Here is a 14567-nt window from a genome sequence, read left to right as displayed (position 1 = left end):
CAAAAAAATTAAGCCTTCGAATTTTGTTCTAAGTCTCTTACCGCAAACGCTAAGCCAACTTTGGTTTGATGATAGTCTGTTGAATCAGCTAGTGTAAACATTGTATTAATTGGAATCTTGTCATCTTCTAAGAATGCTTTAATTTTTTTCCATCGTTCTAATTTGGGCTCATTGACCTCAATCCATCTTCTTGCACCTGTATGACCATCTCTTTCAGCCTCTTTTGCGCTATGTAATGCATTTTCTAGTATCTGTACTTGATAAACTGCTTCTTTTGTATGTGCTGAATTACCTTTCATAACGGAGAACTCACCACAATTTCCACAATCTTTATCCTTAGGACAGGGTGTAAGGGAATAGTCGTGGCGACAAACACCATATTGAGTTAAATGGACTGAGCCTAACTCTATTTTCAAAGCCTGTTCATAGCTAATGGAGTTTATTTTAGAGACAGCTATAGCTTTTTCTTCTAAATTTCCTATCTGATTAAGGGACTTTACCTCATTTTCAAGTGTGGTAAATGCTTCAATAATCGCCTCTTGAGATAAGTGATTGTAAACGTCATTTTGCTTAACACTTTTTCTTCCAGACCAAAATGCAATGAGTTCCTGAGCAAGAGCTTTTGATTGTGCTAGTGTATTTAGTAAATGCCGGAATTGATGAGTAGTAATATACATTTTTTGACCATTAGAAAATTGTTTTTTATTTCTGGTGAAAACTGTAATACCTTGAGGATTGCTACCTAATTGTTTGTTTATTTGATTAATATCAATTGATACTGGCACATTTAGAAGTATATCTGCATCAGGTTTTAGGATGTTTTTAGGGAAAACAAACAATGATTCATGCCAATATTGCTTTGTTCTACCATCAAATATTGGAAATGTTTGCGGTAATTTTGTAGTTATAAAATTCTCTAGCTCTTCAAATTTATAAATTGCTACCCAATGGCTTGCTTTATCATTCATTCTCTCTTTTTCTGTGGTTCTTCCTATAGGCTTAGAAAAGCCATATCTAAACGCATGACATCCATTAATAGAGTTTTCTTTTCCTAAGATTTGGGCTGCCTCCCATAGAGTTATGGGTTGATTTCTTAAGTGTAATAAATGGTCAGGGAGATATAATAGGTCTGGGTTCTCACTATACCATCGTGCGGCATTACGAGCAGGTTTACCAATTTCTTTTAAATATCGTATAGCATCGGTAGCTAATTCTTCATATTCTTTAGTGACAGCAAATTTAATTAATGGGTCACCGCCTTTTAAAGGAAGCCATTTTATCCCCATAATTTCTTGCTCATGTTGAGTCGATTTTACAATACAATCTATTGGTAGAGACAATATCTCTGATCCCCTACTTGGAGCGAACATCGCTAATGCAGCAAAGCAGGTAACGATCCTATCTGGAATATGGTCACTAGAGTAATGGATGTCGGCAAGAGCTAGGATTTCTTCTAAATGAGGAATTTTGGACTTGCTACCTTCTATGTGTTTTTCTTGTGTGCGGTCATTCCTTATAGGTGCTGTATAAGTAATAGTTGTTGACCAGTCATAAATTTTTGTATTTAGATGTTTTTTTATAATTATGTTATTTACGATAAAATCTAAATTTCTTGCGATACTCCATGGGTCCTTATATTTAGAGCGTAGGTAGGTTTCTGCTAGGTTTAAGGTGTGAAAATTTATTTCACTTACACAAAGAGTGCTTTTTTGTTCAATTAATGCAAACTCCAAAGCTTGAATCGCATAAATAATTCGTTTGTATTCAGATAGTTTTTTTACTCTCATGATTTCGCAAAATACAGCTTTAGCGAAATTGAGTAAAGGTTCAGATATAGGATTACTAATCTTATTTTTTGATTTTAAATGCTCATTTACTGAGCGGAAATAAACTTTTTTTGATTTATTGTCAATAATCTTAGATTCTAAGAAATCTGTTATATCCCAAATATTATCGTCCCAATTATTGTTTGTGAATATTAAATTGGTTTTATTTTTTGCAATAAAGGCCTCTAAGTTTTTTTGTACTTCTATTTGCTGAGCTGATGTAATGTCTATCACAGTAGTCATTAATTATTCCCTGATTCTATAAGATTCATAATATCTTTAACTGCTTTAATAGCTTGTATATTGATTTCTTTAATTCTCAATGATTGTTCTCTCGCTTGATCTCCGATTAGGTATTTTAATAATTTATCCCAAGGCGCATCTATTAATGGCTCAAAGTAGGGGCATGTTAAACATGCTATAGGTGCATTTTGATAGCATTTAGCTTGTGTGCCACATGAACCAACAGTTTTTCCTGCTAATCGGAAGAAATCTGCAATGGCAGAGTCCTGAAATTTTGCATCATTTAAAGATGGGATTAACTTTCCTTTGAATGCTTTTGCAAAAAAGTTCATTTCTTCATCTAATGTATCTTGTATTGGTTTTTGTAGCTCTGGCATTGATGCACGGTAGAAACGGATGCAACTTAAAGAACGGTGGGTTAGCAGTCTTGCAACTTCCTGATCTGAAGCACCACTTGCTAAAGCTCTTGTTGCAAGGGTATATCTGAATCTATATGCATTTACCGGTATTTTTTCTTCTAATCTTGAAGAGTAAGTATTTAAATTTTCGAAAATCTGTGTGGCTTTATAACTAATTTGGGTTGGATTTAGTTTGAAGAAATTTGAATTTTCGACAGAGGGGGAATATTGCTCTAGATATTTGATTATACAGTCAGCTAAAATTGTTGGTGCTTTTCTAAGAAAATAACCTTGCTCGATTATTCCTTCTCCTTTGGCGAGAGGCATTTTAATCATTACATCTTTATCAATAACTTGTATGTCCTCAAATTTTAAGCGTGATAGTTGGACTGGTCGTGCTCCTGTTGCGATGATGAACCAGCCTAGTGTGTAATCTTTTAAGCTGATAGTATTTTTACTAAATGCCAAGTTGAATTCTGAATGTATGCTTTCTAACTCTTGTAAGGTAAACGCACCTTTTTCTGGATCATTTACTATTAGTTTAAAATAAGCAGAATTTCTTTCTTCCCATTTAATTGTATTCTCTAAAAAATCTTTGAATTCTGTATCTATTAAATGAGGATAATATTTTGATAAACGTCTTAGTATCGGTGTTATAAAAGCAGGATAAGAGGGATTAATCATCTGAAGTGATTCTAAGGATGATAAATCTAGTATTTCATGATTAACATTATTCTCAATATGTATCCAATCTTCAAATGCATATAGAATAGATGAAATATATTTGATTGAGTGAGTTGATAATAGATCTGCAATAATATTTGATAAAGCATGATGAACTTTTGATTTTTTAGAAAATATACCAAATTTCAAGTTGACTTTAAGTTGATCATGATTCTCTAGTTCGTAAGTGCAAAATAGTTTTGCATTTATTTGTCTTCCATCAAGTAATATTACAATTCGTTCAGTGACTAGATTAAGGTCTTCACTTAGATTACTTTGCATACTTAATGCTCTGAATTAGTATTAATATTATTTGCCAATAATTCAGCAAGTTCATCTGCTTTTTCTCTTATAGATCTGCGTGCATACCGACTACTCATTTCTGATATTGAGCTCCACCCCATTAATCTATTTCGAATTTGCTTCTCCACTTCTTTATCTGGTCTCCGATCTTCTGGAATGTTATCTAACATCTCACTAAAAACATCATTCCAGGTTCTTCTCATTGTGTGGGGGGTGAGCTGCGTAGAGATATTGGCATGTTGCCTTAAGGTTCTGAACATTACATTGATTGCATCATTTGATAAATGTTGACCCGTCTCGGTTGTAAATAGATAACCATGTTTTCTATTTTTGAACGGGATTTTATTTAAATGCTTTGTAATATAGTTGTGAAAATATTCACAGGCCTTGGAGGAGCACTTAACGTCACGTTCAACAGTTTTAGAAACTCGAATAGTGATGGTATGATTACTATAATTAAAGTCTTCTATCTTTAGATATCTCAGCTCGCTTCTTCGCATTCCTGTACTTAGTAGAATTTCATAAATCAACTGATTTCTATGCTTTAAGAATTCATTTCTGAAAGGATTATCTGGGTGTTCTGGATCTATGATCTCTAGCACTGTATTCCGTTCCTTAGAAGAAAGCCCTTCTGGTGCATCTTGATCACCTTTATTGGAAACTCTTGGTCCTAGTGAACTGAAGTAATTTAAACGTTGCTCAATGTCATTATATTTATCTTTATTAAGGCGGTGTTTTGATCTTTGGAGCAAGAACTTAAGATAATTAAAAATTGTCTTTATGCGATATGAACCTTCTTCTGCTGAAGTTGAAGCTTTTGATTCTTGTTTTAATTTAGGCATGTAGATCAGATTTTCAATTTTTTTTGCAATATTCTTTGGGTTTATTGATAATTGTTTAGGCTCTAGACTAGCAGAATAATTATGTTAGTCTAGAATAATGATAGAAAACAGTAAATTAAGTCACTACAAGATTAAAAAAATTATTCAATGCTTTTGTGTTGATATTCCTGCTTCCAAAACAGCCTTATTACTCAATTTAAATCGTAATACGATTAATTATTGGTACATGCTTTTTAGAGAAACTATCTATGATCATCAAACAGATTTAAGAGCTAAGTTTGTTGGTTCAATAGAAGTAGATGAAAGCTATTTTGGAGCGAAAAGGCAACGTGGGTTTCATGGAAAGTTAAAGCGTGGTCGTGGGACTCTAAAACAGCCAGTATTTGGAATATTCGAACGTAATGGGCGCGTCTATACTGAAATCGTACCTGACTGTAAAATGAAGACTTTACAAGAGGTTATAATTGGTAAAGTTTCACTTGAGAGTGTGATTTATAGTGATGGATGGCGTGGCTATAATGGTCTTGTTGATGTGGGTTATTCAAAGCATTTTAGGGTAAATCACGGAGCAAATGAGTTTGCTAGAGGACAATGCCATATAAATGGAATAGAATCATTTTGGAGCTTTTGTAAAAGAAGGCTAGCAAAGTTTAACGGCATATCAAAAGAGTACTTTGATTATCATCTTAAAGAAACTGAATGGCGTTGGATGAGGGAACCTAATGAGTTAGCAACTGAGCTGTGGAACCTCATTAGGTAAAATTAAGTGTAAATCTGCTAGTCTAGAGCCTTGTTTATTTTCCTGAGCGATCATTTGATCTTGATGTTTTCGATTCATTCTAAGAAAAAAAGCTAAATCTTGAAGTTGTTCTAAGGTTAAGAAATCTGAATATAAGATGCTATCTTCTAAAACTATATTATTTAACGATGCCCATAAATGAGCAACACCAATACATCGCAGTGCTTTATCAGTGGTGCTAGCTGCACGTCCTAAGCTCCTATATTTAGTCATGGCATAAACATTTGGATAGAACAGCGGAATTCTATCCTCATCAATGAGTACTACCATTGGGTGTTCATCACTTGCAACAAACTCTTTAATGCTTCTTTTTATCATATTGTATACGTTTTCTAAATATCATCTCCCATAACTTTATTAAATATAAAAATATACCCTTTGTAAAGAGCTTAACCTTAAGATTTACAAAGGGTATTGTTTAATTATATATACGTTTTAATCTATATCACTGTCACTGACAAGCTTCGCAGTCTGGATTGTCAATTGAACACGCCATTGGCACTGGAGCTGCCGTGGTGAAACCATCTTCTTCAACCGCAGTTTCAGGTTTCTTCTCTGCAACCACTGCCGCTGGTGCTGCAACTACAGGTGCTTCAACCGATGCTGGTTTCACTGCATTGAGTGCGCCAGTATTGATCGTTGATTTCTCTGCTGAAGTTGCACCTAAAGCTCGGAGGTAATAGGTGGTTTTAAGACCACGTAACCATGCCATCTTATAGGTGATGTCCAGTTTCTTACCGTTCGCGCCAGCGATGTAAAGGTTCAATGACTGTGCTTGGTCGATCCACTTTTGACGACGTGATGCAGCATCCACGATCCAGCGAGTATCCACTTCAAATGCAGTCGCGAAGATTGCTTTTAATTCATCAGGAATACGCGCAATCTTTTGTACTGAGCCTTCGAAGTGTTTCAGGTCATTGACCATCACGGTATCCCATAGACCACGTTGTTTTAATGCACGAACGAGGTAAGGGTTGATCACGGTGAATTCACCAGAAAGGTTCGATTTCACATACAAGTTCTGGAACGTTGGTTCAATCGATTGAGATACGCCACAAATGTTAGAGATGGTTGCAGTCGGTGCAATCGCCATCACATTTGAGTTACGCATACCATCTTTTTGAACTTTAGTACGCAATGAATCCCAGTCTAAACGTTGTGTACGATCAACTTCGAACATACGCTCTGGACGTGATTTCGCAACGATTTCTAAAGAGTCGATTGGCAAGATTCCTTGATCCCACAATGAACCTTTGAATGTTGAGTAAGCGCCACGTTCGATTGCAAGATTGCTTGAGGTTTCGATTGCGTAGTAGCTGATCACTTCCATTGATTCATCAGCGAAATCAACCGCTGCATCTGAACCATAAGCAAGATTCATTTCATACAATGCATCTTGGAAGCCCATGATACCCATACCCACAGGGCGGTGTTTCAAGTTTGAGTTCTTCGCTTGTGGTACCGCATAGTAGTTAATGTCGATCACGTTATCGAGCATGCGAACTGCTGTTTTTACAGTACGGGCAAGCTTCTCACGATCTAATACACCGCCTTGAACGTGTTGTACAAGGTTGATCGAACCTAAGTTACATACCGCGATTTCGTCTTGGTTGGTATTTAAAGTGATTTCTGTACACAAATTAGATGAGTGAACCACGCCCACGTGTTGTTGTGGTGAACGTAAGTTACATACGTCTTTGAATGTGATCCACGGATGGCCTGTTTCGAACAACATCGAAAGCATTTTGCGCCATAAATCTTTCGCACGTACTTTCTTGTGCAGCATGTTTTCTTGTTTTGCGACTGCTTCGTAGTGTGCGTAACGCTCAGCAAATTCTGCACCCGTTAAATCATGCAGGTCTGGTGTTTCAGAAGGCGTGAACAGTGTCCATTCAGCATCTTCAAATACACGTTGCATGAACAAGTCAGGCACCCAGTTCGCTGTGTTCATGTCGTGGGTACGACGACGGTCATCACCGGTGTTCTTACGTAGCTCTAGGAATTCTTCAACATCCAAATGCCAAGTTTCTAAGTATGCACAAACTGCACCTTTACGCTTACCACCTTGGTTCACCGCAACAGCTGTATCGTTGGCAACTTTCAGGAACGGTACAACACCTTGTGATTTACCGTTGGTGCCTTTGATATAAGAGTTCAAGGCACGGACTGGTGTCCAGTCATTACCGAGACCGCCAGCCCATTTAGACAACATTGCGTTGTCACGCATTGCGCCATAAATGTCGTACAGGTCATCACCGATGGTGGTCAAGTAACAGCTTGATAATTGCGGACGCAAAGTACCTGAGTTAAACAGGGTAGGTGTAGATGCCATGTAGTCGAAGCTAGACAATAAGTCATAGAACTCGATCGCACGGTCTTCTCTATTTTCTTCATTGAGCGAAAGACCCATCGATACACGCATAAAGAATAATTGTGGTAATTCAAAACGCACGCCATTTGAATGGATGAAGTAACGGTCAAATAAAGTTTGTAGACCTAAGTAAGTAAACTGGTTTGAGCGTTCTGGTTTGATCGCCGCAGCCAATTTCGCAAGGTCGAAGTCAAGCAGGTCTTTAGAAAGAAGATCAAGTTCAATACCTTTCTTCAGGAAGGTTTCTAAAGCATCGCCTTCTAAAGTCTCTGTTGGCAGACCCAAGAACTCTAAACCTGTGCTGACCAATTCGCTACTGAGCAAACGTGCAGTCACATAGGTGTAGTTTGGCTCTTGTTCGATACGGGTACGCGTCGCCATCATCATGGTGGTTGCGATATCGCTTTCTTTGACGCCGTTGTAGAGGTTCTTAACGGTTTCATCAAGGATTGCCTGAATATCAATCCCTTCCAGACCTTCACTTGCAGTTTCAATTGTTGCAGTGAGTGCGCTCAAATCCAATGGCTGGAGCTGACCATTGGCATCTGTAATTTGCAGGGTAGGATGGTGGTTTGCACCAGTTTGCTGACGAGCGCTTGCGCGTTGGTCGCGATAAATCACATAGGCACGGGCAACTTTCTGTTCGCCAGTACGCATGAGTGCCAATTCAACTTGGTCTTGGATTTCTTCGATATGAATCGTACCACCAGACGGTAAACGACGATTAAACGTGTTCATTACCATTTCTGTGAGTTGTGTAATACGGTCATGGATACGACTTGAGTCAGTACCTTGTTGACCTTCAACAGCTAAAAATGCTTTCCCAATCGCAACAGAAATTTTCTCGGCATTAAATGTCGCAATCTCACCGGTGCGCTTAATGACCTGAAGTTGGCCAGGAGTAGAAGTGATGATGCTCATGTCAGCATAGCTCCATTATCATCTATTTTTATGTTCATGGACCGTTTGAATCGAGCAAAAAGTATGCCACGATGTTTGAGGGATAAACACAATACTTAGTGGTTAAAGTTTATTTTCAACACAAGATACGGGATTTTTTCCAGCAGATCAATCCTTGACATTTTACTAATTTTTTTTTCATGTCTTAACTGCTGAAATCACAGTCACATAGCATATCAAAGCCGTTAAAAAAGGCTTATAGATAACTCTGTGGATAACTCAAAAAACAGACACTTAAATGGTTTTGGGTGAATAAAGAAACAAATTGTTTAACATTGGCACAAAATCTATACTAAATATTCATCCTGTCGGAAAAAGCATGGAAAACTGAAAAATATATTAAAATTCATAATTTTAATAAAAAGATAACAAAAGAGGCTAAGCGTGTATCAGTTTGGTGAACGCCTACTTGTTTACAATGTAAACGTGTGTATATTGCAAAACATAAACCAATGTATCTGTCAGATTTTTATAGACGGATTCACTCAGATTTTAGGGGCAAACAAATGAGCCAAGAAGAAAAGTTACCGAAGATTTTGATCGTAGAAGATGATGAGCGCTTAGCACGTTTAACACAAGAGTATTTGATCCGTAACGGTTTGGAAGTTGGGGTCGAAACAGACGGTAATCGTGCAATTCGTCGTATTATCAGCGAGCAGCCAGATCTGGTTGTCCTCGATGTCATGTTACCAGGCGCAGATGGTTTAACCGTTTGTCGTGAAGTGCGTCCACATTATCACCAACCGATCTTGATGCTGACTGCGCGTACAGAAGATATGGATCAGGTTCTTGGTTTGGAAATGGGTGCCGATGACTATGTGGCGAAACCTGTTCAGCCACGTGTGTTATTGGCGCGTATTCGTGCTTTATTACGTCGCACTGACAAAACAGTAGAAGACGAAGTGGCACAACGTATCGAGTTTGATGATCTGGTGATTGATAACGGTGGTCGTTCAGTAACTTTAAATGGTGAGTTGGTTGATTTCACCAGCGCTGAATATGACTTGTTATGGTTATTGGCATCGAATGCAGGTCGTATCCTGTCTCGTGAAGATATTTTCGAGCGCCTACGCGGTATCGAATACGATGGTCAAGATCGTTCAATCGACGTCCGTATCTCACGTATTCGTCCAAAAATTGGTGATGACCCGGAAAATCCAAAACGTATTAAAACCGTACGTAGTAAAGGTTATTTATTCGTTAAAGAAACCAACGGAATCTAAACACTCTAAAGCCTCCTGATCACAGGGGGCTTTTCCCTTGATCGGAGGGGCCTTGTGCAGCACAGCTGCTCAGGGGAGATGTTCACTAGCTTGGAATTATTTACCCTATGGTAAGTCGAGTACTGAAAAACAGCATATTCTTGCGTATTTATGCTGGTTTGGTCGTTTTGGTCGTTGTGGTTGCCGCATTTTGTTATTTGCTGGTGCAGATCATTAACTATCAACGTGCACAAGAATATCGTGAATCTCTTACTGATGGTATTTCCTATGTCATTAGTGAAGGTGTATCTCGTCAGCCAGAAAAACAGCAGAAGTTAGATTGGATTTCAGATGCTTCTGATTTGCTGGAATTGCCAATCTACTATGTCGATGCGGAACGGGTAGAGCTATCTCGCACCGAGAAAAAACGTATCGCAGAACAAAAATCAGTGGTTCGTTATGATGCCAATAATGGCATTGGTTATATCATTATCGGTTTAAAAGACGATCCTAAGCATTACCTGTATATCAAAGTCGATAAAATTGGCGAACGCCAAATGAAAGCGCTACCGATTTTTGTACTGGATTATTTGATCTTCTATCCGGGGCAGGAGCGTGAGTACTTAGATAAAATCAAAAAGCATTTCTATTATCCGATTGAAATTGCCGATATTAAAGATATAAATCTGGATTCAGAGCAAATTGGTCGTTTGCACCAAGATCAGAGTGTGTTGTTGTATAAAGACAGCGCCACGGTGCGCGGAACCACCATTTCGATTGTTTCTCCAATGCCGAACCATCCTGCGCAAGTGTTGATTTTGGGGCCTGTGCCGATGTTCAACTGGATGCCGTTCCAGTTGTCTGCAGGCATTACCTTATTTAGCTTGTTCCTTTTGAGCTTGGGGGTTTATGGTCTGATCTTGCCATTGGAGCGAAAAATCCGTCAGGTTCGTTACGCTCTGAACAAGATGAAATCAGGCGATTTGTCCCTGCGTGTCCCGATTGAGGGAAGCGATGAAATGGCAAACTTGGCTTCCAGCTATAACAACATGTCGGATCATATTCAGCGTTTGATTGAAGCGCAGCGTGAGTTGATGCGTGCGGTGTCACATGAGTTGAGAACACCTGTAGCGCGAATCCGTTTTGGTATGGAAATGCTGGCAGAGGAAGACGATTATAATTATCGTATTCAACAGGTCGATATGATTGATAAGGATATTGAGGCATTGAATACCTTGATTGACGAGATCATGACCTATGCCAAACTGGAACAGGGCACACCGTCTTTGGATTTTGAAGACATTGTTCTGGTCGAGGTGCTGGATCAGGTGGCGATGGAAACCGAGGCACTGAAGACGCAAAAAGAAATTGAGCTGATTGCACCAGCGTTGTCTTTAAAGGTAGATGCGGAACGTCGTTACCTGCATCGTGTAGTACAAAATCTGGTGGGTAATGCGGTACGTTACTGTGATCATAAGGTGCGTATCAGCGGTGGGATTCATGCTGATGGCAATGCCTATGTCTGTGTGGAAGATGACGGACCGGGGATTCCAGAGCAAGAACGCAGTCGTATTTTTGAAGCCTTTGCCCGTTTAGATGACAGTCGTACCCGTGCTTCGGGTGGTTATGGTCTGGGCTTGTCAATTGTCAGCCGGATTGCATACTGGTTTGGTGGCACCATTCAAGTCGATCAAAGTCCAAACTTGGGCGGTGCGCGTTTTATCATGACTTGGCCTGCCAAGCGTTATAAGCAAGTGATTAAAAAATAGAATGAAAAGACAGTTGCTCTTTTTGATGTAATAAAAAGCCAGGGGATATTGCCTTGGCTTTTTTTATAGCAAAATTTTAAGCCCGTTCACTTACTTTTGCATAGCGAGATGCTTTGGCAGGAACAGAGGGGGCGCATGGGGCAATTATGCCCATGTTTTTGACCAGTAAGCCTGATGTTCTGTACTGTTCCACTGACCTTTAATTTGGGCAGCCTGAAAAGAATTTAATTTCTGGATACGTTGCATATAGTTTGTTGTGGCAGAGAATCGTGTACTGTCTGGAATTAAAGCGAGCAGGGCTTCTACTAAAAAGACCATCATGATATCGGCAGCTGAGAAAGCTTCTCCTGCAAACCATGTGTGTGTTGCAAGATGCTGCTCTATCAATGTCATCTGCTGATAAAGGGTTGGATTGAGAAACTGTCGGTCAAAGGACCGCTTTATTATTCTGATTAAAGGTCGTGCAAAAAAAGGTGACCGATCTACCATTCGAGAAAAAATCTGCTTGAGTGCTAAATTCGGCATCAGCGTTGCATCTGCAAAATTTTTCCAATAAAAATATTGCTGTTTATTTACTGAGTTTGTTGGTTGGAGCTGATGAGGCAATCCATTCGCTAGCAGGCTATCTAATATGGCGGAAGTCTCTGCTAACACTTGGGGCGGGCTATACATGTCATCCACCAAAATTGGAACTTTACCCAAAGGATGAATGTCTTTGAGCCACTCAGGTGCCTCGCCGTTGGGGGTGCGATCACAAAAAATAAGCGAATAATCGAGTTGTAAGGCTTCAAGCAGCCACACAATGCGCTGTGAGCGAGAGTTACTTAAATGGTAGAGTTTTAACATGGATTTTAATCAGTTCTAGTTCATCGTGTCCGCCGGTTGGGGGGGGGCTGATGTCCGGTTGTAAAGGCTTGCTCTATGGTGTTGGCTGAGGCTGCCGTCGTCAATGTGAGTGACAGAGTGATGATGATACTTTGGGTTTGCTGTTTGATTTGCATTATTTATCCTCTGAATGAGAGTGTTATTGTTAGACTGTCTGTTGTTCTGCATATCGTTGCTGACAAGAAAAAAGCAGCTTAGTTGCTGCTTTTTATAAATAGAGTGAAAAAGAGTCAGAATCTAAAGTGCTGGGCGCCGCTTGGTATGACCTGAATGATTTTTACTCATGCAGAGAAGGATCAGGTTCAATCAGGGGTTTACCTGAGCGCAGACCTTGCAATGCATCAGCATTGAAGTCAATGAGCAGGGCATTATTTTTAATATCGATTTTATAACCTTTGATGAGTGCTTGATCGCCATTTAAGGTTTCAACTTTATAGCTGTCCGCAATATTCAAAATGCTCTCAAGGTTAGTCGTGGTTGCGGCAAAATCTTCTCTAAATACTTCGTAGATGTCTCTTAAATCAAAAATTGCATTATCAGCATCTGGATGTTTTCGAACATAACTTTCGATATGACGCATCAGAAGTTGTGAAAAAAAGAAGTAATCTGAGTCGTGTGTATATTCTAGATGCATGTTTTTCTCCTTGTTTGCTTCTCTTAGAATACTCATCTATTACGCTAACTGTGTATAAAGATAATTAAAGTATTTAGCTGAATTGCAACATATTATGTCGAAATGACAACTTGGTTGCGGCCCTGTCTTTTGGCTTGATACAGTGCATTGTCGGCTTGTTTAAATAGCTGTTCAATGAGGTGCTGATTTTCAGGTGTACACATATAAATGCCAATACTGATTTGAATTGAAAAGCTTTGCGTCGGTTCATATTCAATCGGAGTTTTACTGATTTGCAGGCGAATTTTTTCTGCACAGAGATAAGCCGCATCGGCATTGGTATTGGACATGAAAATGGCAAACTCTTCACCGCCTAGGCGCCCGAGCAGGTCTTGAGGCCTGAGCAGACTTTGAATGGTATGTACACAGCTTTGCAAGGCACGATCACCCATCTGGTGTCCATAGCTGTCATTCACCTGTTTAAAGTGATCAATATCAAGCATCAAAAAAGCCGTGGTTTGTCCTGAGCGGGTGGCTTGTTGTTGTAATAATTGTACGGATTGTAGAAATTGACGTCGGGTCAGGCTTGAGGTGAGTTCATCGTGGGCAATGGTGTGCTGTAATTCTTGAATTAGTTTGGATCTCAAGATATTGATGCTGGAAACGGTGAGCGGCGCAATGGTCATCATAATCAATCCGAGGCGGATCGAAATGGCATTGTTTAAAAATTGTTCTGGATAAAGTAGCAGATAGTTTTGTGAAACATGATAGATCACAAAGGCGCAACTGATTGAGGTGATGATGGTGACTGAGAAATGGCGATAGCTCAGGGCGCACCAGATGAGTGCTGCAATGGGATACAGCAGTGAACCGGGGCCTGCATCGTAATAGCCAATCGCAATTGAAAAAATAACTGCAAACAAGGGCAAGCTTTCTTGCACGGTCTGGGTTTTAAATTCTTTGAGTTGTTGTTTAAACTCAGAGAAATGCGGCGCGCTGATGATCGCAGGGAGCAGTAACAGCGCATTTTGGATCTCTGCGGTAAACCAATAGCCAAAATCCGTCCAGAACGAGCCCAGAGCAAATTTGGTATTGAATAAGGGGAGGGTCAGTGCCGCAAATAAAGAGCTGGCCAAAGCACCAATACAGCAAAAGCTAAATAGAAACAGATAGAAATAGCCTTGATGCGTAGAGCGGATAAAGGCATTAAATTTGATATATAAAGCCAATGTGGTCATGACATAGAGCAGATTGGCAGAGTTCAGGCAGATATTGAGCAAGAGCGGAGTGCCTTGTAAGGTATCCGCCAGCAAATATCCTACGATTGCACCAATAAAACTGATCGGGTGGCGGGTGTGCGGAAAGCGAATCAGCAGCCCGAGTAGAACTGAATTGGCAGGCCAGAAAGAGGCGAGAAAAGTAAGGTGTCTGGTGGCGATTCCAATGAGGCAGCACAGCAGAATCACCCCAGTAAAGAGTGCGAATAATTGTAAAAGCGAGCGTGGTTTGGGTGCTGCATGGGCTTGAGGCATAGAGACGTGTTTCTATGGCGAGATGAGGTCGCGCTATTATATAAATTATGTTTAAATTTTCACCATAAAACTACGCCAATGCAATGGTTTAGTTCGTGCTG

At 39.6% G+C, this 14567-nt stretch carries 11 protein-coding genes; 3 read left to right on the top strand and 8 right to left on the bottom strand.

All coding sequences use genetic code 11. From position 1 onward, the window contains the following. Positions 1–8 precede the first annotated feature (8 nt). From F907_RS03920 to F907_RS03930, 3 genes are read right to left on the bottom strand one after another with little or no spacing between them, the layout of a single operon-like run. On the bottom strand, positions 9–2069 hold the full coding sequence (locus F907_RS03920) for a hypothetical protein (RefSeq protein ID WP_004777370.1): 2061 nt from the start codon (positions 2067–2069) through the stop codon (positions 9–11). After that, the gene (locus tag F907_RS03925) at positions 2069–3472 is read right to left on the bottom strand and encodes a tyrosine-type recombinase/integrase (protein ID WP_004777369.1); all 1404 of its coding nucleotides are present in this window, start codon (positions 3470–3472) and stop codon (positions 2069–2071) included. Before F907_RS03925 ends, F907_RS03920 begins: the two co-directional genes overlap by 1 nt. A gap of 2 nt (positions 3473–3474) precedes the next feature. Beyond that, on the bottom strand, positions 3475–4335 hold the full coding sequence (locus tag F907_RS03930) for a tyrosine-type recombinase/integrase (protein ID WP_016652960.1): 861 nt from the start codon (positions 4333–4335) through the stop codon (positions 3475–3477). 97 nt (positions 4336–4432) lie between these two features. On the opposite strand from F907_RS03930, the gene F907_RS03935 reads away from it, so the two are divergent. Continuing rightward, the gene (locus tag F907_RS03935) at positions 4433–5095 is read left to right on the top strand and encodes an IS1595-like element ISAcra1 family transposase (protein WP_016651315.1); all 663 of its coding nucleotides are present in this window, start codon (positions 4433–4435) and stop codon (positions 5093–5095) included. Here F907_RS03935 and F907_RS03940 read toward each other — a convergent pair. Continuing rightward, positions 5063–5452 carry a hypothetical protein gene (locus tag F907_RS03940; protein ID WP_016652959.1) on the bottom strand — a complete coding sequence of 130 codons (390 nt, stop codon included), beginning with the start codon at positions 5450–5452 and terminating at the stop codon, positions 5063–5065. The genes F907_RS03935 and F907_RS03940 overlap by 33 nt on opposite strands. A gap of 133 nt (positions 5453–5585) precedes the next feature. Continuing rightward, positions 5586–8426, bottom strand: coding sequence for a ribonucleoside-diphosphate reductase subunit alpha (locus F907_RS03945; protein ID WP_016652958.1), 2841 nt, complete (start codon positions 8424–8426; stop codon positions 5586–5588). A 545-nt stretch (positions 8427–8971) separates the two neighbouring features. Here F907_RS03945 and bfmR point away from each other — a divergent pair. Together bfmR and bfmS are read left to right on the top strand one after the other, a co-directional pair. Continuing rightward, entirely contained in the window at positions 8972–9688 is a 717-nt protein-coding gene (gene bfmR / locus F907_RS03950) for a response regulator transcription factor BfmR (RefSeq protein ID WP_004655457.1), read from the top strand. Between the two features lie 107 nt (positions 9689–9795). Next, positions 9796–11436 (top strand): sensor histidine kinase BfmS, encoded by a 1641-nt coding sequence (gene bfmS / locus F907_RS03955; RefSeq protein WP_016652957.1) that lies wholly within the window; start codon positions 9796–9798, stop codon positions 11434–11436. 144 nt (positions 11437–11580) lie between these two features. Here the strand turns inward: bfmS and F907_RS03960 are convergent, their stop codons facing one another. The 3 genes from F907_RS03960 to F907_RS03970 form a co-directional block, all read right to left on the bottom strand. Beyond that, positions 11581–12282, bottom strand: a complete 702-nt coding sequence (locus F907_RS03960; RefSeq protein WP_016652956.1) for a glutathione S-transferase — start codon at positions 12280–12282, stop codon at positions 11581–11583. A gap of 316 nt (positions 12283–12598) precedes the next feature. After that, on the bottom strand, positions 12599–12955 hold the full coding sequence (locus tag F907_RS03965) for a hypothetical protein (RefSeq protein ID WP_005239477.1): 357 nt from the start codon (positions 12953–12955) through the stop codon (positions 12599–12601). 92 nt (positions 12956–13047) lie between these two features. After that, entirely contained in the window at positions 13048–14466 is a 1419-nt protein-coding gene (locus F907_RS03970) for a GGDEF domain-containing protein (protein ID WP_016652955.1), read from the bottom strand. Positions 14467–14567 lie beyond the last annotated feature (101 nt).

The sequence above is a fragment of the Acinetobacter colistiniresistens genome (genome assembly GCF_000413935.1).
GTDB lineage: Bacteria > Pseudomonadota > Gammaproteobacteria > Pseudomonadales > Moraxellaceae > Acinetobacter > Acinetobacter colistiniresistens.
The sequence above is the reverse complement of the archived record's forward strand: the minus strand, read 5'-3'. Positions and strand labels throughout refer to the sequence as shown.